The sequence below is a fragment of the Riemerella anatipestifer genome, from assembly GCF_035666175.1.
In the GTDB taxonomy this organism is placed as follows: Bacteria; Bacteroidota; Bacteroidia; order Flavobacteriales; family Weeksellaceae; genus Riemerella; species Riemerella anatipestifer_D.
On sequence record NZ_CP142016.1, the window covers coordinates 2009257 to 2032936 of the forward strand.

A 23680-nucleotide genomic window follows, 5' to 3' on the forward strand; every position below is an offset into this window, starting at 1 on the left:
TCTACTAGATTAAGGTCTTCTAGGTCTAATATACTGAACTTATCTTCTGCGGTTTTGTTTTTTTCTCTTTTTTACTGAATGAAATTTGAGAAGCTATAACAAAGGTAAATACTAAAGCAAACTCGTTGTGCATTTTAAATAATACTGATTTTTAGATGATTTAATTTTCTTTGGAAGATAAATTTATTGATATATTGAATAACCGTTGCGGCGGTTATTTTACTGATTATCCTTGTTTTAAAGCCTTCAAAAGTTTTAGCATAGTTTCTTTTAATCATAAATTGGTCGCAAAGTTGAGAGAAAAATGTCTCAATTCGTTTTCGCTTTTTCTTGTACAATGAAAATTGAGGAATATAATCTTTCTGATTACTTCTCATTGGTGTATCTAATTTAATATTAGCATAGTTAAATAAATCTATTTGAACTTTTGCTGATAAATAGCCTCTATCTCCAATTAAAGTACAGTTTCGCATTTGCTCACCACTATCTTTTAAATAGTGGATGTCGTGAACGGATGCAGGGCTTATATCAAAATTCTTAATCACACCATTTAAAGAACATACTGCGTGTAGTTTATAGCCATAGAAATATAATTTCTGTGAAGCACAATAACCATATGTTGGTGAAGAATAGGATTGCTCTTTACAAATTTTTGAACGAGTAGAACGAGCGTTTTCACAAACTTTCATTGGCATGCTATCAACGATAAAAATATCTTCAAACTCATTGAACTCCATCGAAATACGCTGTCTAATTTGCTCTGTTTGTAGGGATAGTCTTCGTTTTCGCTTATTGTAAACACTTCTTTCAATTTTGTTTATCAGAGAGTTTGGCAATTTTCTAAATAACTGTAATTCGCTATCAATACTCAAGTATTCAGCAGTAATATTAAGACTTATGACTTCTAAATCGCTCATTTTAGGTGTTCTTCTCTGATAACTAATCAGTTGATTTTCTGAAAAAAGTCCTAAAACTTCCAAAATTCTTTCATATATTTGCTCTAAGTTGTTCATTTATATCGTTTTATAGCAAAAACAATATACTTATTTTCAGTCTAATAAACAACTCTTGTTTTTTTCATTTCATAATGCACAACGGGTTTCTAGAGTTAAAACTTATTTAGCCAATAGGTCTTTTACTAAAGATTTAAGCTCTGTAATTTCTGCTTTGAGTGCTTTTACCTCTTTATCTTTTTCTAAAAGGTGTAAGTAAAGCTCCTCTATCTTCTCTACATTGGTAAGCTGAGTTGCCATAAGGTCTATATAACCTTGCTTTTTGATAGCTTCTGCAGATTGATACCCTGGCAAATGCCCATTAGTTTTTACAAAGTCTTCTACTTGACTAAGGGTTTTAAAGCTATAGTCTGCCTTGAGACTAGAAGTACCTGTATAATACTTTTGGAATACATAGTCTGGGAAGATAGCGGCATTAGCACCTATAAAACCCGTGGCTTTTACATTGCCTGCTACCTCTAGTTTTTCTGTAGGGGAATTTGTACCAATACCTACATTTTTATTAGCTAATGCTGTTATAAAACTCTCATTGTACATATTGAAGTCTTCAGCCACATTACCAGAAGCCTTTACAAAATTGGCAAAAACAACAGTCCCATTATTAGCATCAGTAAAAAATACTGAAGAGCCTTTTCGTGTTTCTAATTCACTTGCTACAGAAGTAAAGTTTGTATTATAGCTTGATTTATATGCATTATGCCCTAAATACATACCATAAGGGGATACACCCGAACCTATACCTATGTAAGTTCCCCTGCCTCCAGCTACCACATCCAATAGAGCAACTGGTTTTTCTGCAGTCCCTATGCCTACCGAGCCAGCAAAATAATTCACTTTATTGCTTCCTGGTATAAAAACACCATATCTATTCGTAATATTTATACTGTTAGGGACATCAGCTCCATAAAAGTCATAGTAATTGGTAATAGTTCCCGTAAATGAAGAGTTCGATTCAAAAGTAGGGCTATATCCATACAGATTAGTAATATTTCCTGATCCTAATATTTTCAAATTAGATCTCACTCCAAATGCATTAGTAATATTAGAAGCATTTCCTGATAGTATATCCACTCTTGAGTAAGTCCCATAAAGGAAATTGACAGAACCTGAAGGTTTTTGTATTAAAGCTGTACCAGTATTTCCTATTATGGCATTTGTTATTCCTCCTCCTGCATCTACTGACCTTCCTACCAAAGCACTAAGTTCTGTTGTATTACCAGAATTTAATTTCTGTGCATTAAAGTTGCCTGTTCTAACAAGCCTTACACCTAGCTGGTAGGTAGAAGGAATAGAAACTGTGTTACTACTTAAAAATATATTAGAATTTGCTCCATCGTTCCCTTGTAAACCATCAACTTCTAAATGACGAGAAAATGATGAGAAAGAATAATGTCTATTATTATCAATTTTAGAACTTAAATCACTAGACTTAAGTAACTCTAAGTTTGATGTCACAATACCATCAACATTTACTGACATTGTAGAGTTAGAATTAAAATCATAACCTTCAATAGTATTTAGGTTTTTCGCCAAAGATTTATATCCATTTTTAGTATAGTAAGTAAGTCTATTAAAATCATCTTGATAACTTCTCTTAAGCACCACTCTATTATCTGTTGGCTCATATACCCACTCTTGGTCTAGGCTTCCTGCGGTACTCTTTACCCACTCCGTACCGTTGTAGTAATAGTAGCCTTTCTCTGTAATTTTAGCGACCTTAGGGTCAGCTCCTGTATAGGCATTTATAGTACCATTGGTTTTATTAGCATCGTCTATTACATACACTAGAGTCCCTTCTACAGGAGCTTCGATACTTGCCACACGAGTTTTACTTAATTTCGGAGCTAAAATACCCTCGTTAGTCTTGGAGTTATCTTGACTGTTGGTAGCACTAGGCTGAACATCTAAAGTAGCTCTGGGAGAGGAGGTATTAACTCCTACTTTACCACTTTGCCCATAAGCCACCAAGCCTAAACCTAAAAAGGCGAGTAAACTTAATTTTGTAGCTGTTGTTTTCATAAAATTTAATTTTAAAATTGTTAATAATTTATTTTTCTTATAACCGTTTTTTACTTGATTTCCTTTGGGCTTAAAACCGCAGGTGTGTCGTTTAAATTTGCACGCCTGTGGTTGCCCAACCGCACGCCTGCGGATTTTTTTTTCACGCGTGCGGTTTTATTACCCTCTGCTAGAGCTTTTCGTAGCTTAGCGTTGCCAGCATTTTTTTCAGGTCAGAACCTGGGGTGAAGACTACCTTGGCATTTTTAATAGCTGCTGAGGTTACTTCCTCTTCCTTAGCTTTACCCTCGCTACTGATGCTCACCCTCATACTACCGAGTTCTCCTAAACGGATAATTTGTCCGTCTGCTAGAGAAGACTGCATTACATCTACCAAAGCATAAAGCACCGCTCTGATGTCCGCTCCGCTTACTGTTGAAATTTTCTCGATGTCTTTAGTCAGACCTGCTAAAGTTTTTTCGCTGACTACATTGGCAGAGGCATAATATTTTTTCTCGCCTCCACCGGCAACTCCTGGTTGCCCTTTCTGAATCACTTTGTACTTAATTGGCATAAAGATTTAGTTTTTAGATGTTAGTTGTTAATGTTTGGTGGCTATTAGAGGTTGGAGGTTGGTCTTAAGGGCTGATGAGGCTATACTAAGTTCTAATCTCTCATATCTAACCTCTAACCTTAAAAAACGGCTTCCCTCTCTAAACACACACAAAACGAGAGGAAAGGCTAAAGCAGAAAGAAAGCAAAAACTCCCTTTCTGAACACTAAAAGCACCCAACAAGAACGACCATGTTATTAGACAAAACAATGGTGCTTTTAGTAGATATTGATGAAAGCTAAAATTAGAATAGTATAAACACGAAAAGCCCCCAACAAAAGTTAGCGGAATAATATTTTGTTTTAACGATAAAAGTCTAAGTAATTTTCTAAATAATCGGACACATACTCACGAAACTACTTGTTGTGTGTGTGTGTGTGTGTGTGTGTGTGTGTGTGTGTGTACACAATTATTTGGAACTGCCAAATTTTTGTGTAGTTTTTTTGCATTTTCTTGTATGTAATTGATATGGTGCAGCATAAATATGAAGCAAACTTAGGAAGTTTTCCTATAATACACAAACTTTTAGAAAGTTTTATTAGCAAGACTGCCATCATCCTAATTTTATATTTATCCTTTTTTCGTTACTTTTGTGGTCTATGAATCAAAAATGGATTTACAAACCAGAACCTAGCGAGGAAGTAGTAGATGCCCTTATTTCATCTATAGGCTATGGCACACTAGAGTCTAAAATACTCGTCCTCCGCGAGATAGATAATTATCAGAAAGCAAGAGAATTCTTTAAACCTAATCTTGAAGATATACACAACCCTTTCTTAATGGCAGATATGCAAAACGCCGTAGAACGCATTGCTACCGCTATAGAGAACGGAGAAAAGATATTAGTCTACGGAGATTATGATGTAGATGGCACCACTGCCGTAGCACTAATGTACCTATACCTTAGTAAAATTGTAGAGAAGAAATATCTAGATTTCTACATTCCTGACCGAAATACAGAAGGCTATGGTATTTCCAAAGAAGGGATAGATTTCGCTAAAGAAAACGGCTTTTCGCTAATTATTGCTTTAGATTGTGGCATAAAAGCTATTGATAAGATAGACTACGCTAAAGAGTTAGGAATAGACTTTATTATATGCGACCACCACTTACCAGGGGAAAACATTCCTAAAGCAGTGGCGGTGCTAGACCCCAAAAGAACCGATTGCCGTTATCCTTTCAAGGAACTTTCGGGTTGTGGTGTAGGGTTTAAACTATGCCAAGGACTCAACAATATTTATAAAATACCTGATGAGGAGCTGTATGAACTTACGGACTTATTAGCCATTTCTATCGCAGCGGATATTGTATCTATGACGGGCGAAAACCGTGTACTCGCAAAGTTAGGACTTAAAACCCTGAGAAAAACTAGAAATTTAGGTATAAGGCTTTTAATCCCAAAAGAAAAACTAGCGACTTTTGACATTTCTAATATCGTCTTTGAAATTGCTCCAAAAATAAATGCCGCGGGAAGAATTTCACACGGTAAAGCTGCCGTGGAACTCATGGTATCAGACAACTTAAAGCACGCCACACAGATTGTAGAAAACATACTAAACCTCAACGACCACAGGAGGGAAATGGATATGAGTTCTACCACCGCTGCACTCCAGCAAGTAATAGACACCCAACAAATTCAAAACGCTACCACCGTAGTTTATGGCTCCGATTGGAACAAAGGCGTTATAGGAATCGTAGCCTCGAGGCTTACCGAAACCTACTATAAACCTACCGTTGTATTTACCGATGGTAATAATGGGGAGATTGTGGCTTCGGCAAGGTCGGTATCAGATTTTGATGTTCATGCGGCTTTGGAAGAGTGTTCGGATTTATTTCTAAAATTCGGAGGACACCCTGCTGCTGCTGGGCTTTCTATGGAAAAAGAAAAATTTGAACTCTTTAAAGAAAAGTTTGAAAAAACAGTTGCAAAGAATATCAAAGAACATCAAAAAGAGCCTAGCATTACTATTGATACCGTGGTAGATATAGACGACTTAAATAAGGATTTCTATAACTTCCACAGAAAACTAGCTCCGTTTGGTCCTCATAATATGAAACCTATTTTAGTCCTGAAAAATCTTAATATCAGTGGTCATGTAAAACAAATGGGTAAGGATAACAGCCACATTAAGTTTTACATTCAAAACCCTAACAACAAGCGGAATATAGAATGTGTAGGATTTAAACTAGGTCATTTCGCCGAAGAGTTCCGTAATAAAACCTTTGATTTAGCCTTTACCGTAGAAGAAAACCACTGGAAAGGCAATGTAACTTATTACCTCAACATCAAAGGCGTTAAATTCTCTTAATATCAACCAATGAAGAAAGTAAGCCTATTTTTCGGTTCATTTAACCCCATACATATTGGGCATCTTATCTTGGCTAACTACATTTTGGAACACTCCGATATGGACGAGCTTTGGTTCGTGGTAAGCCCTCAAAATCCGTTTAAGGAAAAAAAATCTTTACTAGCAGACCACAACCGCTTGGAAATGGTAGAGCTTGCCATTAAAAACTACCCTAAAATGAGAGCCTCTAATATAGAGTTTTCGCTCCCACAGCCTAGCTATACCATAGATACCTTAACCTATCTTCATGAGAAATATCCTGACCATAGTTTCGGTCTTATCATGGGTGAAGACAACCTAGCGTCTCTACACAAATGGAAAAATGCCGATAGGTTGGTAGAACAACACCAAATTATAGTTTACCCTAGAATTTTTGAACACACGGAAGAAGAATATCCTTACAAAAATCACCCTAACATTCACCAAATCAATGCTCCTATTATAGAGCTTTCTTCTACGGAAATTAGAAATATGATTAAGAATGGTAAAAATACCCGTCCTATGCTTCCTATTGAAGTATTTGAGTATTTAGACGGAAGCCATTTTTATAAATAAACTTTACAGCTCACACAGAATTATGAATATAATTGATAAATTTTTCAATAAATACCCTGAAGATAAACTCATAAAATGGTTTAAACAAATCTGCGTTGCAGAAGCCATTTCTTGCTTCTTACTCTACGGCATCGCTATGATTTGGAAACGCTACGATACCGAAGGTCTTCTTCCTACGATATTCATCATTATTGCAGGTAATATACACGGTTTATTTTTCACTTTATACTTGTTGCTCTGTCTTCCTGCAAGGAGAATTTTTAAGTGGGACGATGAGGATTTCGTATTTGCTCTATTGGCGGCATTCTTTCCGTTTGCAACAATATGGGTGGAAAAAAAACTCGCAAAAATGGATAGAGAGTAATTAAATTGAGGTTATATCAATATTAAAACACGCCACATTATTTTAAAAAACTAAATTTGTAAAAAATATATACAAAATGATAAACATAGATTTTACCCAAGAATGGAAAGATAAACTACTCGCAAGATTTTTAACCTATGTTAAAATATACTCTACTAGCGACCCTGAAAGTGAAACTACACCATCTACACCTCAACAGTGGGATATGGCAAATCTACTCTTCAACGAGCTTAAAGAACTAGGATTAGAAGATGTTTCCATTGATGAACACGGCTATGTATTTGGCTTTATACCTTCTAATTTAGACAATAAAGAAGTACCTCAAATAGGATTTATTGCACACTATGATTCCACACCAGACTTTAATGGTAATGGCGTTAATCCTCAAATATGGAAAAACTACGACGGCGGAGATTTAGTACTAAACCAAGAAACAGGCTTTACCCTTTCTTCTTCTAAATTTGAGAGCCTCAAAGATTATATAGGTCAAACCCTCATCACTACAGACGGTACTACCCTACTTTCTGCGGACGACAAGGCTGGTATTGCAGAAATCGTAACGGCAGCCGAGTACCTTATAGCTCACCCTGAAATTAAGCACGGTAGAATATCCGTAGGCTTTAACCCAGATGAGGAAATTGGACGAGGAGCTCACAAATTCAATGTAGAAAAATTTGGTGCAGAATGGGCATATACTATGGACGGCGGTGAAGTAGGCGAACTAGAATATGAAAACTTTAATGCTGCTGGTGCTGTTGTTAAAATACACGGTTTAAGTGTTCACCCAGGATATTCTTATGGTAAAATGGTAAACGCTGGACTTTTAGCTGCAGATTTCATAAACCGACTTCCTTCTAACGAGACTCCTTCTACCACTAGAGGTTTTGAAGGTTTTTATCACTTACTAGAAGTAAATGCTGATGTTTCTGAAGCTAAGCTACAATACATCATTAGAGACCTCGATGCAGAGAAGTTTGAAGCTAGAAAGTCATTCATGCTAAAGAAGGTTAAAGAATTTAATGCTCAATATGGAGAAGGAGTAGCAGAAATAGAAATTAAAGAGCAATACCGCAACATGAAGCAACAATTTGAAGGAAAAATGCATATCATAGATTTTGCGGAAGAAGCAATGAAAATAGCTAATATAGAGCCAAAAATAAAAGCGATAAGAGGTGGCACAGACGGTGCTCAGCTTTCTTATATGGGATTACCTTGTCCTAATATTTTTGCGGGAGGGCTCAACTTCCACGGACCTTACGAGTATGTTCCTTTAGAAAGTATGGAAAAAGCCACTAAAGTGATACTAAACATTGCTCAACTAGTAGCCGAAAAATAAAATCTTTAATCAAAGACCAATTACATCTCTCCTTTCTTTTAAAAAGGAGAGATTTTATTAAGTTTTAATGATTTAGTATAATGAAAAAAGCAATTTTATACGCTATTGTAATTACTACCATCAGTTTTCTAAGCAACAAGTTTATTAACGGACAAGAGCCTACCGTAGCATTATATTATGGCTTCGCATTCGGATTAGCATGGGGCATGGCATTCTTTCTAGACCGTCCAGACTATAGCTTGCCCAAAAAACTAGGGATTTCGTTTATCGGCATCGGATTACTTTTAGGGATAGGATTTCTATTTTTTAATCCTATGATTGCAATACCTTCTGTCCTTAGGTTTTCTATTATTTTTGTAGCCTATTTCTTACTAGCGAGTTTTAGAAGTTCGAAAAGTCTAAGAAAATAATTATTTAGAACCAATATAAATTTCTGTTTTTCACACCAAAAAGGAAGAAATCATATCCTTATTTTTTCGTTAAAACCACGGCTATTTTTATTTTTACGGAAAATTGTATAACAGCTAAAAAATATAACAATGGAATTTCATTACCAAGAACCCTTCCCTATCCTAAAAGACGATACACCTTATAAAAAACTTACTTCCGAGTATGTAAAAGTGGAGAAATTAGGCGATAGAGAAATTTTAACCGTAGACCCTAAAGGACTAGAACTTTTAGCAGAACATGCTTTAGCAGATGTTTCTTTTATGCTACGCCCTACCCATTTACAAAAATTAAAAAACATTATTGACGACCCAGAAGCTACCGATAACGACCGCTTTGTAGCATACAATCTCCTTCAAAATGCGGCTGTTGCTGCGGAAGGTGCATTACCGTCTTGCCAAGATACAGGTACAGCAATATGCGTTGCAAAAAAAGGAGAAAATGTTTATACCGGTGTAAATGACGCTGAATGGATAAGCAAAGGGATTTACAACACTTATCAATCTAAAAATTTAAGATATTCGCAGATTGTTCCTTTAACAATGTTTGAGGAGAAGAACTCTGGTTCTAACCTTCCTGCACAGATAGACATTTATGCCAACAAAGGGAGCGAATATCATTTCTTATTCTTAGCAAAAGGAGGCGGTTCTGCCAACAAGACTTTCCTTTATCAAAAAACTAAATCTCTACTTAATGAGAAAAATTTAGAGGCTTTTGTTAAGGAAAAAATCATGGATTTAGGAACTGCTGCCTGTCCGCCGTACCATTTGGCTCTTGTTATTGGTGGAACTTCAGCGGAAGCTAATTTAGCCGCTGTAAAGAAAGCTAGTGCAGGTTATTATGACAATCTCCCAACAGAAGGCAATATGGGTGGACAAGCCTTTAGAGATTTAGAATGGGAAAAGAAAGTACAAGAAATTTGTCAAAAAAGTGCTATTGGAGCTCAATTTGGTGGAAAATACCTTACACATGATGTAAGAGTAATCCGTTTACCTCGCCACGCAGCAAGTTGCCCTGTAGGCATGGGTGTATCTTGTTCTGCAGACCGAAACATAAAAGGAAAAATCACTAAAGATGGTATCTTTTTGGAACAATTGGAAGAAAATCCAAAAAAATTCTTACCAGAAACACCACCTCATCTAGAAGCTCCAGTAGAAATTGACCTTAACCGTCCAATGAACGAAATCCTAGCTGAGCTTTCTAAATATCCTATCAAAACGAGGTTAAAACTTAAAGGTACTCTCATTGTTGCTAGAGATATAGCACATGCTAAAATAAAAGAACTTTTAGATTCAGGTCAGCCAATGCCTGAATACTTTAAAAATCATCCTATCTACTACGCTGGACCAGCTAAAACTCCAGAAGGAATGCCATCAGGAAGTTTCGGACCAACAACCGCAGGAAGAATGGATCCTTATGTAGACGAATTCCAAAAACATGGCGGAAGTATGATTATGCTGGCTAAAGGTAATAGAAGTAAAGAGGTAACCGATGCTTGTGCTAAATACGGTGGTTTCTATCTAGGCTCCATTGGAGGTCCTGCAGCAATACTTGCCAAAGAGAATATTAAATCTGTGGAAGTGGTAGATTTCCCAGAGTTAGGTATGGAAGCTGTGAGAAAAATAGAAATAGAAAACTTCCCTGCATTTATCATCACTGATGACAAGGATAACGATTTTTTCTCAAGCATTGCACACTAAATTAAAATGAGTATAAATTAAAAATTAGCATAGATTTCTTTTGTGGAAAGAGAAATTTATGTTATTTTTGCCCAAAATATTTAAGACAATGATGTTATCAACATTTTGGCCGTTTTATCAGTTCCTTTGGACTATTTATTTCTTCACCATGATGATGGCGGGGTTTTGGTGTATCATGATGTTCGCAACTTACATTGTGCCTCTATGGCTTACAGAAGGTCTATTAGAATATTTCGGAAAAACTAAGCCTTTTGATCCTGAAGAAGTAAGATATAAAAAACTTTATGAGCAAGAAGGTGTTGAGGTAATTTATAAAAGACCTCTAGGTGATGTTGTAGAAACACATACTAGCCACCACTAATAATCTTTAACCAAGTTTACAAACAAACATACACATTTACTTAGATAGATGTGACAGATTACGCTTCCGTTTTAGGGAGCGTTTTTTGTTATATTAAATTTCATTAACATTAAACGTAATTTTCTGAAAATTTCTTAGAATTGCCTGTAAAAACAACACAAATATGGAGTATTTTGTATTCGTCGTAGTCCTACTTTTTGTACTAGCCATCGCAGATTTAATTGTGGGTGTAAGTAATGATGCTGTTAATTTTCTTAATTCAGCCATAGGTTCCAAAGCCGCTCCCTATAAAACCATTATTATCACAGCTATCATTGGTGTAATTTTAGGCTCTGTATTTTCTAGCGGTATTATGGAAATCGCTAGGAAAGGTATATTCTATCCCCAATATTTTACTTTTGATATTATACTCATTGTTTTCTTAGCAGTAATGCTGACAGATATCATACTATTAGATATTTTTAACAGCTTAGGACTTCCCACCTCTACTACTGTTTCTATTGTGTTTGAGCTCTTAGGAGCATCACTAATCAGTGGTATTTTGTTTTCTATGGCTAAAGACGATAAGTTAAGCGAAGTAGGCAAATACATTAACTTTGAAAGTACCTCTAATATTGTTTCAGGTATATTTCTATCCATATTGATTGCCTTTACTGCAGGTGTGGTTATACAGTACTTATGTAGATTATTATTTACCTTCCAATATGAAACCAAATTAGAGAAATATGGTGCTTTGTATTCGGGAGCTGGGATTACTTCTATTGTATACTTTCTTCTCATAAAAGGGCTCAAAGGCACCACTATCATCAGTTCAGAATCTAGAGATTTCATAAATAATCATACTTGGGCTATATTGGGGGCTATATTTTTAATAGCTACTATTATCTTATTCTTACTACAAAAACAATATAAAATAAATCCTCTTAAGGTAGTGTTTTAGCAGGCACTTTTTCTCTTGCTATGGCCTTTGCTGGGAATGATTTAGTGAACTTTATAGGGGTTCCTATCACAGGTTTTTTAGCCTTTAATCATTGGAAAGAAACAGGAATCCCAGCCAACGAGCTTTATCAAGACTATCTAGCCAGTAACGATATTATTGTACCCAATTATATGCTTATTATTGCAGGAATAGTTATGGGACTTACGGTGTGGCTAAGTGCTAAGGCTAAAAAGGTTACAGAAACGGAAGTCAATTTGGGAAGACAAGATGAAGGTGATGAAAAGTTTAAACCCAATGCTATTTCAAGAAATATTGTTAATTCATCTTTAGTTTTAGGTAATATTTTCAGTATCATCATTCCTACTTCTATTACGAAACGCTACAACAAAAGTTTTGAAAAAAGCAAGATAGAAGAAGCCACTATTGTACAAGAGCCACCAGCATTTGATTTGGTGAGAGCTGCTACTAATCTAGTAGTTGCTTCCATACTTATCGCTTGGGCTACCTCTATGAAGCTACCTCTATCCACCACCTATGTATCTTTTATGGTGGCTATGGGGTCTTCTTTGGCGGATAAAGCGTGGGGAAGAGAGTCGGCTGTTTATAGAGTTGCAGGAGTATTATCAGTAATTGGAGGTTGGTTTATCACTGCATTCATTGCCTTTACAGTATCTGCTTTATTCGCTTTTATTCTTTATAAAGGTGGAGAAATAGGTACATATATATTAGTTGCTTTAACCCGTTGTGCATTATGAAATGAAAAAAACAAGAGTTGTTTATTAGACTGAAAATCAGTATATTGTTTTTGCTATAAAACGGTATAAATGAACAACTTAGAGCAAATATATGAAAGAATTTTGGAAGTTTTAGGACTTTTTTCAGAAAATCAACTGATTAGTTATCAGAGAAGAACACCTAAAATGAGCGATTTAGAAGTCATAAGTCTTAATATTACTGCTGAATACTTGAGTATTGATAGCGAATTACAGTTATTTAGAAAATTGCCAAACTCTCTGATAAACAAAATTGAAAGAAGTGTTTACAATAAGCGAAAACGAAGACTATCCCTACAAACAGAGCAAATTAGACAGCGTATTTCGATGGAGTTCAATGAGTTTGAAGATATTTTTATCGTTGATAGCATGCCAATGAAAGTTTGTGAAAACGCTCGTTCTACTCGTTCAAAAATTTGTAAAGAGCAATCCTATTCTTCACCAACATATGGTTATTGTGCTTCACAGAAATTATATTTCTATGGCTATAAACTACACGCAGTATGTTCTTTAAATGGTGTGATTAAGAATTTTGATATAAGCCCTGCATCCGTTCACGACATCCACTATTTAAAAGATATTGGTGAGCAAATGCGAAACTGTACTTTAATTGGAGATAGAGGCTATTTATCAGCAAAAGTTCAAATAGATTTATTTAACTATGCTAATATTAAATTAGATACACCAATGAGAAGTAATCAGAAAGATTATATTCCTCAATTTTCATTGTACAAGAAAAAGCGAAAACGAATTGAGACATTTTTCTCTCAACTTTGCGACCAATTTATGATTAAAAGAAACAATGCTAAAACTTTTGAAGGCTTTAAAACAAGGATAATCAGTAAAATAACCGCCGCAACGGTTATTCAATATATCAATAAATTTATCTTCCAAAGAAAATTAAATCATCTAAAAATCAGTATTATTTAAAATGCACAACGAGTTCTAGAAGTATTTATTTTAATCAAAAAATCACTTGAGGAATGTATCTTCAAGTGATTTTCATTTTATATAAAAGAGATATTAAATAGTTTGCCTAGTAATTTTCGTAAATCCATTTAAGGATATTTTGGTCGTCTTCGGAGAAGGCTACATTTCGTCTTTGCATTACTTTCTCGGCAACTTCATAGGCTTTTTTTAGATTAAATTTTTCATCTCCTCTTTGTCCGCCCCAGCTAAAGTTTTCTACTAAGTTAGGTGGGAATCCACTTTTAAAAATATTAGCCGCCACGCCCACAATAGTCCCAGTGTTAAGCTGGGTATTGATAGCCGTTTTTGAGTGGTCGCCCATAATCAGTCCACAGAATTGCAGTCCGCTATCTTCAAATTTCTTAGACTGGTAGTTCCACAGCTTTACAGTAGCGTAGTTGTTTTTTAAGTTAGAGGAGTTGGTATCCGCTCCAAAATTACACCATTCTCCCACCACGGAGTTGCCTAAGAAACCATCGTGTCCTTTATTAGAATATCCAAAGAAAATAATGTTGTTTACCTCGCCACCTATTTTACAATAAGGTCCGATAGTAGTAGCACCGTAGATTTTAGCACCGAGGTTGAAAATAGCATTATTACACAAAGTAATAGGGCCTCTTAGATTACAGCCTTCCATTACTTCTGCATTTTTTCCAATGTATATTTTCCCTTTTTGGCAGTTGATGGTAGCGTATTCTATACTCGCACCTTCTTCTATAAAAAGATTTTCTGGGTCGCCTAAAAAGCCGTTGGTTTCAGAAAGAGGTTGAGAGGTTTTTCCTTTGGTGATGAGTTCAAAGTCAAAATCTATCGCTTTATCGTTGAATGCAAACAAATCAGACGGTCTTTTAAAAAAGGTAAGAGGTTCTGTAATATCCGTCATTTTCTCTATTTGCTTTAGAGAGAAATCTTTCATATTTACTCTTGCTGCTATCAGCTCATCTTCGTAAACGAGAGCCTCACCAAGTTTAAGGTCTTTAATTTGGTTCAGTACATTTTCTGTAGGGATAAAGTTAGGAACTAAAAAAAGACTCTCTTCGGCCTGTGGCTTTGGGAATTTATTTTGTAAATAGTCTTCTGTAATATAAGCGGTGTGCTGAATGTCAAGTAGCTTTTGCCATCTTTCAGAAAAGGTAAGTATGCCGCACCTCATTTCAGCGATAGGTCTAGTAAAGGTAAGTGGGAGGAAATTTCCCCAGTATTGGGCATCAGAAAATACAATTTGCATAGAATTAAAATTTTAATGATGGGCTAATTTAACTAAAAAAACCTTCCTAAATCAAATCTAGGAAGGTTTTAAAATATGTTTTGACAAAAAATTAGTTTTTAGCGAATTTTTTGTACTTGTTCATAAACTTATCTACTCTACCAGCAGTATCTACTAATTTTACTTTACCAGTGTAGAATGGGTGAGAAGTAGAAGAAATTTCCATTTTGATTAGTGGATATTCTTGACCTTCGTACTCGATAGTGTCCTTAGTTTCTGCAGTAGATTTGCAAAGAAACATTTCATCGTTACTCATATCTTTGAAAACAACTAATCTATAGTTTTCAGGGTGGATTCCTTTTTTCATTGTGATGATTTTTTAACTTTTTAATTTAATTTTAATAACTAAGCGGTGTAATGGCGTCGCTTTTTTACTATAAATTTTAGACTGCAAAAATAGAGTTTTTTTTTAATTCTGCAAAAACTTTTTTAGAATAAAAATTTCTATCTTTGAAAGGCTTAAATATAAAACGAAATGAAATCAATCCTAGGAGGTATTGTTCTGTTAATGAGTTTGTTTTTAGTTTCTTGTAGACAAGAGATTGCTTTTGAAGCACCTTCTTTACCGTTGAGATTTTCTAAGGATACTTTAGTTTTAGATACCGTTTATCATAACACTCGTTCAGAAACCTATGCTATAAAGGTCTATAACGATGAGGATGAAGATGTTAAAATACCTAGAATCCATTTAGAAAAAGGCGGTGCCTCTCCGTACCGTATCAATGTAGATGGCAAGGCAGGGACTGATTTTGCAGATGTGGTGCTTCGTAGAAAAGACAGCCTTTATATCTTCGTGGAAATAGCTCCTGTGGCAACTACCACGGAAATGGTGGTGGAAGACCAAATTTTGTTTGGTAAGAATGATAATCAAAAGGTAACGCTACTTTCCGTAGTGCAAGACGCGGAGTTTTTTGTTTCAACTAAAGATAATCCTAAAATAATTACAGAAAACACGACTTGGAACTCTACTAAGGCTAAAATTATTTACGGAACTTTACAACTTGCAGAAGGCAAAACGCTCACGATAGAAGAAGGGACTAAAGTCTATTTTTATAAAAACTCGGGACTAAAGATTGCTAAAAATTCCGAGCTGAACATCAATGGCGCTTTCCAAAAGGAAGTTATTATGAGAGGGCATAGGAACGAGGTGAGATACGATACTATTCCTGCAAATTGGGGGGGGATAGTGCTAGAACAAGGAGCAAGAGCTAATATAAACTACGCTAAAATATTCGGTGGAAACACAGGGATTGAAGCCAACCATGCCGAAGTAAGTTTAAAAAATACCATTATCCATACTTTCCAAGATTATGGGATTAAAGGGATTAACGCTACGGTAAATGCAGAAAACTTAGTGATTAACAACTGTGGCTCGGCTAATATAGGTATCTTTAAAGGTGGAACTTACGATTTGCTACACGCAACATTGGCTAATTATTTCTCATTAAAATCTGTTTACACGCCTTTGGGCATAGAGGCTTATAACGAATGGACGGACGCAAACGGTCAAAAAGTATATGCGCCACTAAATCTTCAACTCAAAAACACTATTGTTTACGGAAGGTCAAATAATGCTATAGTTTTAAAGCCTACTATAGGGCAAGTTTTTGATTATTCTTTCCAAAATTCGTTGGTTAAATATGGTTCGGATTCGGGTTATACTTGGGACGGTAATGCATCGGTGGTTAATTCTATAAAGAATGAAGACCCTCTTTTTGTAAATTATTTCACCTCAAAAATGAATCTAAGATTACAAGATAAATCACCTGCAAAAGGTAATGCCAATCTCACTTCGGCTCAGAAAGCACCAAAAGATATTACACAAGTATCGAGAACCAACACCCCAAGTATAGGGGCATATCAATAATTAATATTCAAAATGGCTGAAATTCAACAATTACAGAATCAAGTAGATGAATGGATAAAGACCGTGGGTGTTCGTTATTTTAATGAATTAACGAATATGGCTATCTTATCCGAAGAGGTGGGCGAAGTGGCAAGGATTATCGCAAGGCGATACGGAGAGCAAAGCGAAAAAGAAACAGATAAAACTAAAGATTTGGGTGAAGAATTGGCAGATGTACTTTTTGTAACACTTTGTTTAGCTAACCAAACGGGAGTAGACTTGCAATCGGCATTTGATAAGAAGATGAAGCTAAAAACCGAACGAGATGCCGAAAGGCATGCCAATAATGAAAAGCTGAAAAAATAGAATGGAGCACCTTTATTTAAAACAATCGGAGCTTTTGGGTAACCAAACCATCAGTATATCAGGTTCTAAAAGCGAATCTAACCGACTTTTGATATTGCAAAGATTACTGGGAGATTTGCAGATTAACAACCTTTCTAACGCTCAAGATACTCAGCTTTTACAAAAGGCTTTGTATTCTAATGATGAGGTAATAGATATTCATCACGCGGGGACGGCAATGCGTTTTTTAACTTCTTACTTTGCTATCCAAGAAGGAAGAACTACCATATTGACAGGTTCAGACAGAATGAAACAACGTCCTATTGCTCCACTTGTGGAGGCTTTAAAGAGTTTGGGGGCAGAAATCACTTATCTTGAACAGGAAGGCTGTCCACCATTAAAAATTGTAGGGAAGAAACTATATAAGAATGAAGTTTCTATTTCGGCAGAGGTTTCGTCTCAGTTTATCAGTTCGTTGTTATTGGTAGCTGGTTTTTTAGAAAAAGGGTTGAAAATAACTTTACTTGGAAACATCACTTCTCGTCCTTATTTAGAAATGACTTTAAAGATGCTTTCTGATTTAGGCATTGAAACCGCATTTAAAGGTCAGACTATCGAAGTTAAACCATTAAAAAAAGAACTTGCAATAGACAACAAGGAATATACGGTAGAAAGCGACTGGAGTTCGGCGTCTTATTTTTATTCATTGGTGGCTATTGGGAAGAAGCAGTTGGCTTTAGAAAGTTTTAAGGAAGCATCTATGCAGGGCGATAAGGCTTTAGTAAAGATTTATAGGGACTTTTTTGGAGTAGAAACTCAATTTCAAGATGGAGAACGTTTAGCTTTAATTCCTATAAAAGATTTTAAACAGCTCGAAAAAATCAATTTGAATATGAATGACTGTCCTGATATTGCTCAAACCGTTTGTGTAACGGCAGCGGTATTAGGTCTTCATTTTGAAATTGAAGGTTTAGCTACACTTAAGGTAAAGGAAACGGATAGGCTAGTCGCTCTTAAAAACGAACTTTTAAAGATAGGCTTAGAAACGGAAATCACTGAAGACTCCATCAAAAGTGTGAGGTTTTTCCATGTGGAAGAAATATCTTGTATTAAAACCTATCACGACCATCGTATGGCGATGAGTTTTGCACCGTATGCGTTGGTGGGTGATATACAAATAGAAGACCCAAGTGTAGTAGAAAAATCGTACCCTTATTTTTGGGACGATTTTAAAACATTATCAAAAGAAATATAAAAGTATGACGAAGCATAAAGTTATGGTAATTACAGGAACTTCTACTGGGATAGGGTTCTGTTTAGCAGAATATTTTGGCAAGAAAGGCTATGCCGTTTACGGGTTGAGTAGAAAAACAGTAGAGAGCCCTTACTTTACTTCCATTGCCACAGACATTACCGAAAACGCACAAGTTAAATCAGCTATAAATCACATCTTATCAAAAGAAAAAGCGATAGATATTCTCATCAACAATGCGGGTATGGGTATGGTAGGAGCGGTAGAAGATGCGTCCAAAGAAGATATACATAAACTCTTTAATCTTAATTTGGTGGGAGCGGTTCAGATGATGACTGCAGTAATGCCAAGTATGAGAGAACAAAAGGAAGGTGCTATCATCAATATTTCTAGTATAGGGAGCGAGATGGGTTTACCTTTTAGAGGATTTTATTCTGCCTCAAAATCTGCATTAGATAAAGTAACGGAAGCGATGAGGTACGAAGTTTCCGAATGGAGTGTCAAAGTGTGTTCTTTGCATTTAGGTGACATCAAGACTAATATTGCCAATCACAGAGTACAATCTCAAGTATCAGAGCCGTATAAAAATACTTTCAATAAGGTTCATCAAGTGATGAACACCCATGTGGACGAGGGTACAGAGCCTATAAAAGTAGCTGAATATATAGAAAATCTTTTGACTAAAAAACAATGGAAAGCCCACTATTATTTTGGCAAGTTGGGGCAGAAGATAGGTGTACCTCTAAAATGGCTACTGCCACAAAACTTCTACGAAAAACTGATGAGAAAGTACAATCAGATGGATTAAATAAAAAAAGAGGCATTATAAATTGCCTCTTTTTTATTTTTCTAAGAATACGGAGCTATTTCCACCTCCAAGCCATCTATCTCTTCCGTTATATGGATTTGGCAGCCTAGACGCGAGTTATCCTTAACATCAAAAGCTTCTGAAAGCATTGCTTCTTCCTCATCACCTTTTTCAGGTAGAGGCACATCATTAAGAACATAAACTTGGCAAGACGCACACATTGCCATTCCGCCACACACGCCTACAGTACCTTCCTCTGCCAATTCGTAAGCTCTTATCACTTCCATAAGGTTCATAGACATATCCGTGGGAGCTACTATATCGTGCTGTACACCCTCTCTATCAGTAATTTTTAGTTGAATATCAGCCATAATTTTTAGTCTATTTTTTTAACAACAGCTTTCTCTGCCTCTTTTCTACTCCCATCAAACCCATCAACACCACTCACAGTAGTGTATTTTAGTACATATTTCTTACCAGGATTAAGCCTGTTGTAAACGCTTTGGCACATTAAAGTTGCCTCATGGAAGCCACATAAAATCAGTTTTAGTTTACCAGGATAAGTATTGATATCACCAATAGCATAAATTCCTTCTCTATTGGTTTGGTAGTCTAGAGCGTTATTTACTTTTATAGAGTTTTTCTCTATTTCTAGTCCCCAATCAGCAATAGGACCGAGCTTTGGTGTGAGCCCAAAAAGAGGAATAAAATAATCGGTTTCTATTTCCGTTTTCTCACCCTCACGCTCTATCACAATACTTTCTAAAGTGTTAGCACCTTTAAGCTCTACCACTTCTGCAGGTGTAACAAGGTTAATCTTACCTTGATTTTTCAGCTCTTGTACTTTTTCTACAGAATCTAACGCTCCTCTAAATTCATTTCGTCTGTGCACCAAAGTAACTTCTTTAGCCACATTAGATAAGAAAATACTCCAATCCAAAGCCGAATCTCCTCCCCCTGCAATTACAATTTTTTTATCTCTAAAGACTTCTGGGTCTTTTACAAAATATTCCACACCATTTTCCTCATATTTTTCTAAGTTTTCGAGAAGAGGTTTTCTTGGTTCAAAAGTACCTAATCCTCCTGCTATCGCTACCGCTTTAGCACGGTGTACCGTTCCTTTATTAGTAATTACTTCAAACCATTCATCATCTATTTTTTCTAGACTTACGGCAGTTTCTGCTAGAGTAAACCCTGGTTGAAATTGTTTAATCTGTTCCATTAAATTATCCACCAACTCTCCAGCATTTACAGATGGATAGCCTGGTATATCAAAAATAGGTTTCTTAGGATAAAGTTCTGCTAATTGTCCACCAGGTTGTGGCAAAGCGTCTATGATGTGGCATTTAAGTTTTAATAATCCTGCTTCAAAAACGGCAAAAAGCCCCGTAGGTCCCGCTCCTATAATGAGTAAATCTGTAGTAATCATAATATGTAAAAAACTTTGGAATTAAATTATATATCTTTGCAAATGTACTAATTTTGTTGAAACTATATCGTAACTTTAGTTATATAAACCATAATGTTATAGGGTGAGTTGGCAAAGTATTTGTAAATTTTAAAAGTATGAAAAAGATATTATATTTAATGACTCTTGTAATTTCGGCAAGTTTGTGGTCGCAAATTACTAATATTAAGTCTGGAGAAACTTTGACTTATAGAATTCATTATGGAATATTAAACGCAGGTTATGCTACACTTAATATTAAGGAGACAACCTATAAAGGTGAACCTCATTATTATGTAAAAGGAACAGGTAAAACCACGGGAGCAGTAAGGGCTTTCTTCAAGGTGGAAGACCTTTATGAAAGCTATATCAATATCAGCACTGCATTACCTAGTTTCTATGTACGAAATGTGCAAGAGGGTAGTTATAAACAGCATTTAGAAACGGTTTTTAATCATTCCAACCAAACCCTTATTTTAACCGACAAGAAAACGCCATCTAATGGTTCTAAAACTCTAAAATCTGTCAAGGGCATACAAGATATGCTATCTGCTTTCTATTATTTGAGAAGTAGAGATAATTCTACATTAAAAGTGGGAACGAGCATAAAAATGAATGTATGGATTGATGACGAGATGTTTCCTTTCCAGTTGAGAGTTACGGGTGTAGAAACCAAAAGAACTAAATTTGGAAAGGTAGAGTGTCTTAAAATCATCCCTTCTGTAATGAGTGGACGAGTATTTAAAGACCAAGAAGGCGTAACGATGTGGGTAACCAACGATGCCAACCATATCCCTGTAGAACTAAAAGCAGAACTTGCAGTAGGCTCTTTAAAGGCAAGTCTAGACGACTACAAAAACGTAAAGTATAATATCAATTTTAAATAATTGATGGACTAAACTCATTTATAAAAGCAATGTCAGAGATTAAAAATAAAGTCGCAGAAAGCGGATTAGTTAATTTTGATTTATCTTCTTTAGTCCCTAAAGGTAAAAGGTTAGGGATAGATTTGAAACCATTTTTATTCCAAGAGTTGGTTCTCAAAGAAAAAGATTTCAGAGAAAAAGTGAAGGGGCTAGAGTTAGACTCATATAAAGATGCTTATGTTTACATCTATAACTCTGCGGAAGCCATTGTCCCTTTGTGGGCTTATTTTTTGATTGCATCTCAATTATCTGGAGTTGCTAAGAAGGTAATTTATGGTGATAAAGATGAGTTAGAGCTACTCATTATGCATCAAGCTCTAAATGATTATGATTTTTCTAATCTAAAAGATAAAAGAGTTTTAGTAAAAGGTTGTACAGATGAAAATATTCCAGAAAATGCTTATATTGAGTTAGTTGAAAAATTAAAGCCAATTGTTAAATCTTTGATGTTCGGGGAAGCATGCAGTAATGTACCTATATTTAAAAATTAGGAATGGTTTTTGATAGGTTACAAAACAATATAAAAATTTAAATTAAAATGAGTTTATTAGACCTTATCACAGGAAACCCAGGAACACAAGTAGCAGAAAAAGCAGAATCAAAGTTTGGAATTAGCAAGAGTCAAATTATGGCTTTATTGGTAGTGGCAACACCACTGGTAATTTCTTACCTTAGAAATAAATCTAAAGATGAAAAAGAAGCTGAGGCTCTTAATAATGCTTTAGAAAGAGACCACGACGGTAGCATCTTAGATGATGTAAGCCAGGTAGAAAATAGACAAGAGGAAGGTAATAGCATTCTAAGTCATATTTTCGGAGACAAAAAATCAACTGTGGAGAATCAGCTTTCTCAAAATACAGGGATTTCTATGGATAAAATAGGTCCTTTGATGGCGATGTTAGCTCCTGTTATTATGGGATATATAGGAAAACAAAAGAGAGAAAATAATGTAACTTCAGGAGGAGGACTTTCGGATTTGCTAGGAGGTATTTTAGGACAAGGTTCTCAGGAGGCACAACAAGGTGGTGGAGGTAATCCTCTTACGGATTTACTAGGAAGTGTTCTAGGTAGTGGACAATCACAACAAGGAGGCGGTAATCCGCTGAATGATATTTTAGGAAGTGTCTTAGGTGGAGGAGACAACAAACAACAAAGTGGAGGACTAGGCGGTCTATTAGGTGGATTGTTTGGTGGCAGTAAGTAACAAATATTAACAGTTTGATTTTTACCAATCAATAATTGTAGTAATAAGATAAAAAAAGTCGAGGTATAAACTTCGACTTTTTACTTTTAAGTAAATGAGATTAGATAGGTATAAATCTAAAAATCCTTATATTTGCGATAAATAAAAAATTATGAGTAAACCGATTACTGAATTTATAGAAAAATACTATTTACACTTTAATGCTGCTGCACTAGTAGACGCTTCTAAAGGCTATGTAGCACACCTAAAAGATGGTGGTAAAATGATGATTACCTTAGCGGGGGCAATGTCCACCGCAGAGATGGGTAAGATTCTAGCAGAAATGATAAGACAAGATAAAGTTCAAATCATTTCTTGTACAGGAGCTAATTTAGAGGAAGATTTGATGAATCTGGTAGCTCATTCTCATTACGAGAGAGTACCTAATTATAGAGATTTAACACCTCAGCAAGAGTGGGATTTATTAGAGAGAGGTCTTAACCGTGTAACGGATACTTGTATTCCAGAAGAGGAGGCTTTTAGAAGACTTCAAAAACACATTGTAGAAATTTGGAAAGATGCAGAGGCTAAAGGAGAAAGATATTTCCCTCACGAGTATATGTATAAAATGCTACTATCTGGTGTGCTTGAGCAGTATTATGAAATCCCTAAAGAAAACTCATGGATGTTAGCGGCTGTGGAGAAAAATCTACCTATCGTTGTACCAGGTTGGGAAGATTCTACAATGGGGAACATCTTTGCTAGCTACTGTATCAAAGGAGAATTAAAACCTTCTACAATGAAGTCAGGGATAGAGTATATGACTTATCTAGCCGATTGGTACACTAAGAATTGCGGTGGTAAGGGAGTTGGTTTCTTCCAAATTGGAGGAGGTATTGCGGGAGATTTCCCTATCTGTGTGGTACCAATGCTTTATCAAGATATGGAAATGCACGATATTCCGTTTTGGTCTTATTTCTGCCAAATATCAGATTCAACCACTTCTTATGGTTCATATTCTGGGGCAGTGCCAAATGAAAAAATCACTTGGGGTAAATTAGATATAGACACACCTAAATTTATTGTAGAGAGTGATGCTACGATTTGTGCACCTCTAATGTTCCAATATGTGTTAGAAAATTCGTAGGAAATAAAGTTGATATATAATTTGTAGAAGAGTTGGGTTTAA

General features: G+C 35.6%; 25 protein-coding genes. 18 read left to right on the forward strand and 7 right to left on the reverse strand.

The window, feature by feature from the left end:
- Positions 1 to 134: 134 nt before the first annotated feature.
- The 3 genes from VIX88_RS10085 to VIX88_RS10095 form a co-directional block, all read right to left on the reverse strand.
- Positions 135 to 1013 (reverse strand): IS982-like element ISRa1 family transposase, encoded by an 879-nt coding sequence (locus tag VIX88_RS10085; protein WP_127919813.1) that lies wholly within the window; start codon positions 1011 to 1013, stop codon positions 135 to 137.
- A 102-nt stretch (positions 1014 to 1115) separates the two neighbouring features.
- Positions 1116 to 3032, reverse strand: a complete 1917-nt coding sequence (locus VIX88_RS10090) for a hypothetical protein (RefSeq protein WP_154212803.1) — start codon at positions 3030 to 3032, stop codon at positions 1116 to 1118.
- A gap of 169 nt (positions 3033 to 3201) precedes the next feature.
- Positions 3202 to 3585 (reverse strand): HU family DNA-binding protein, encoded by a 384-nt coding sequence (locus VIX88_RS10095; RefSeq protein ID WP_064971328.1) that lies wholly within the window; start codon positions 3583 to 3585, stop codon positions 3202 to 3204.
- A 638-nt stretch (positions 3586 to 4223) separates the two neighbouring features.
- Between VIX88_RS10095 and recJ the strand changes: the two genes are divergently transcribed.
- The 10 genes from recJ (at position 4224) to VIX88_RS10145 (ending at position 13378) form a co-directional block, all read left to right on the forward strand.
- Complete coding sequence (recJ, locus tag VIX88_RS10100; RefSeq protein WP_064971181.1) at positions 4224 to 5933, forward strand: single-stranded-DNA-specific exonuclease RecJ; 1710 nt, start codon at positions 4224 to 4226, stop codon at positions 5931 to 5933.
- A gap of 9 nt (positions 5934 to 5942) precedes the next feature.
- Entirely contained in the window at positions 5943 to 6527 is a 585-nt protein-coding gene (nadD, locus tag VIX88_RS10105) for a nicotinate (nicotinamide) nucleotide adenylyltransferase (protein ID WP_064971180.1), read from the forward strand.
- A 22-nt stretch (positions 6528 to 6549) separates the two neighbouring features.
- The gene (locus VIX88_RS10110; protein ID WP_064971179.1) at positions 6550 to 6891 is read left to right on the forward strand and encodes a DUF3817 domain-containing protein; all 342 of its coding nucleotides are present in this window, start codon (positions 6550 to 6552) and stop codon (positions 6889 to 6891) included.
- 76 nt (positions 6892 to 6967) lie between these two features.
- Complete coding sequence (pepT, locus tag VIX88_RS10115) at positions 6968 to 8227, forward strand: peptidase T (RefSeq protein WP_064971178.1); 1260 nt, start codon at positions 6968 to 6970, stop codon at positions 8225 to 8227.
- Between the two features lie 80 nt (positions 8228 to 8307).
- Positions 8308 to 8637: a hypothetical protein gene (locus VIX88_RS10120; protein WP_064971177.1), complete on the forward strand. Its 330-nt coding sequence runs from the start codon at positions 8308 to 8310 to the stop codon at positions 8635 to 8637.
- Positions 8638 to 8766: 129 nt separating this feature from the next.
- Positions 8767 to 10374: a fumarate hydratase gene (locus tag VIX88_RS10125; RefSeq protein WP_064971176.1), complete on the forward strand. Its 1608-nt coding sequence runs from the start codon at positions 8767 to 8769 to the stop codon at positions 10372 to 10374.
- An 88-nt stretch (positions 10375 to 10462) separates the two neighbouring features.
- Positions 10463 to 10735, forward strand: coding sequence for a hypothetical protein (locus VIX88_RS10130; protein WP_064971175.1), 273 nt, complete (start codon positions 10463 to 10465; stop codon positions 10733 to 10735).
- A 163-nt stretch (positions 10736 to 10898) separates the two neighbouring features.
- On the forward strand, positions 10899 to 11675 hold the full coding sequence (locus VIX88_RS10135) for an inorganic phosphate transporter (RefSeq protein WP_237190296.1): 777 nt from the start codon (positions 10899 to 10901) through the stop codon (positions 11673 to 11675).
- 44 nt (positions 11676 to 11719) lie between these two features.
- On the forward strand, positions 11720 to 12430 hold the full coding sequence (locus VIX88_RS10140) for an inorganic phosphate transporter (protein ID WP_237190297.1): 711 nt from the start codon (positions 11720 to 11722) through the stop codon (positions 12428 to 12430).
- Positions 12431 to 12499: 69 nt separating this feature from the next.
- Positions 12500 to 13378, forward strand: coding sequence for an IS982-like element ISRa1 family transposase (locus VIX88_RS10145; protein WP_010891297.1), 879 nt, complete (start codon positions 12500 to 12502; stop codon positions 13376 to 13378).
- A 106-nt stretch (positions 13379 to 13484) separates the two neighbouring features.
- Here the strand turns inward: VIX88_RS10145 and VIX88_RS10150 are convergent, their stop codons facing one another.
- On the reverse strand, positions 13485 to 14645 hold the full coding sequence (locus tag VIX88_RS10150) for a GlmU family protein (RefSeq protein ID WP_064970552.1): 1161 nt from the start codon (positions 14643 to 14645) through the stop codon (positions 13485 to 13487).
- Between the two features lie 91 nt (positions 14646 to 14736).
- Positions 14737 to 14991, reverse strand: coding sequence for a type B 50S ribosomal protein L31 (locus VIX88_RS10155; protein ID WP_004918253.1), 255 nt, complete (start codon positions 14989 to 14991; stop codon positions 14737 to 14739).
- A gap of 168 nt (positions 14992 to 15159) precedes the next feature.
- Here VIX88_RS10155 and VIX88_RS10160 point away from each other — a divergent pair, with 168 nt between their 5' ends.
- The 4 genes from VIX88_RS10160 to VIX88_RS10175 are packed head-to-tail and all read left to right on the forward strand — an operon-like array spanning position 15160 to position 18935.
- The gene (locus VIX88_RS10160; protein ID WP_214193844.1) at positions 15160 to 16551 is read left to right on the forward strand and encodes a hypothetical protein; all 1392 of its coding nucleotides are present in this window, start codon (positions 15160 to 15162) and stop codon (positions 16549 to 16551) included.
- A gap of 12 nt (positions 16552 to 16563) precedes the next feature.
- Entirely contained in the window at positions 16564 to 16896 is a 333-nt protein-coding gene (locus VIX88_RS10165) for a nucleotide pyrophosphohydrolase (protein WP_004918256.1), read from the forward strand.
- A gap of 1 nt (position 16897) precedes the next feature.
- Positions 16898 to 18130, forward strand: a complete 1233-nt coding sequence (locus tag VIX88_RS10170; RefSeq protein ID WP_052911800.1) for a 3-phosphoshikimate 1-carboxyvinyltransferase — start codon at positions 16898 to 16900, stop codon at positions 18128 to 18130.
- Positions 18131 to 18134: 4 nt separating this feature from the next.
- Positions 18135 to 18935 carry an SDR family oxidoreductase gene (locus tag VIX88_RS10175; protein ID WP_064970550.1) on the forward strand — a complete coding sequence of 267 codons (801 nt, stop codon included), beginning with the start codon at positions 18135 to 18137 and terminating at the stop codon, positions 18933 to 18935.
- Positions 18936 to 18976: 41 nt separating this feature from the next.
- On the opposite strand, the gene VIX88_RS10180 is transcribed toward VIX88_RS10175, so the two are convergent.
- Together VIX88_RS10180 and VIX88_RS10185 are read right to left on the reverse strand one after the other, a co-directional pair.
- Complete coding sequence (locus VIX88_RS10180) at positions 18977 to 19306, reverse strand: 2Fe-2S iron-sulfur cluster-binding protein (protein ID WP_064970549.1); 330 nt, start codon at positions 19304 to 19306, stop codon at positions 18977 to 18979.
- Between the two features lie 5 nt (positions 19307 to 19311).
- Positions 19312 to 20364 (reverse strand): NAD(P)/FAD-dependent oxidoreductase, encoded by a 1053-nt coding sequence (locus tag VIX88_RS10185; protein WP_038693816.1) that lies wholly within the window; start codon positions 20362 to 20364, stop codon positions 19312 to 19314.
- Positions 20365 to 20501: 137 nt separating this feature from the next.
- Between VIX88_RS10185 and VIX88_RS10190 the strand changes: the two genes are divergently transcribed.
- From VIX88_RS10190 to VIX88_RS10205, 4 genes are all read left to right on the forward strand, one after another.
- Positions 20502 to 21269, forward strand: coding sequence for a DUF3108 domain-containing protein (locus tag VIX88_RS10190; RefSeq protein ID WP_214193845.1), 768 nt, complete (start codon positions 20502 to 20504; stop codon positions 21267 to 21269).
- A 29-nt stretch (positions 21270 to 21298) separates the two neighbouring features.
- The gene (locus VIX88_RS10195; RefSeq protein WP_004918194.1) at positions 21299 to 21799 is read left to right on the forward strand and encodes a DUF2480 family protein; all 501 of its coding nucleotides are present in this window, start codon (positions 21299 to 21301) and stop codon (positions 21797 to 21799) included.
- Between the two features lie 47 nt (positions 21800 to 21846).
- Entirely contained in the window at positions 21847 to 22512 is a 666-nt protein-coding gene (locus tag VIX88_RS10200) for a DUF937 domain-containing protein (RefSeq protein ID WP_214193846.1), read from the forward strand.
- Positions 22513 to 22663: 151 nt separating this feature from the next.
- Positions 22664 to 23638: a deoxyhypusine synthase family protein gene (locus VIX88_RS10205; protein WP_038693808.1), complete on the forward strand. Its 975-nt coding sequence runs from the start codon at positions 22664 to 22666 to the stop codon at positions 23636 to 23638.
- The last annotated feature ends 42 nt before the right edge of the window (positions 23639 to 23680 follow it).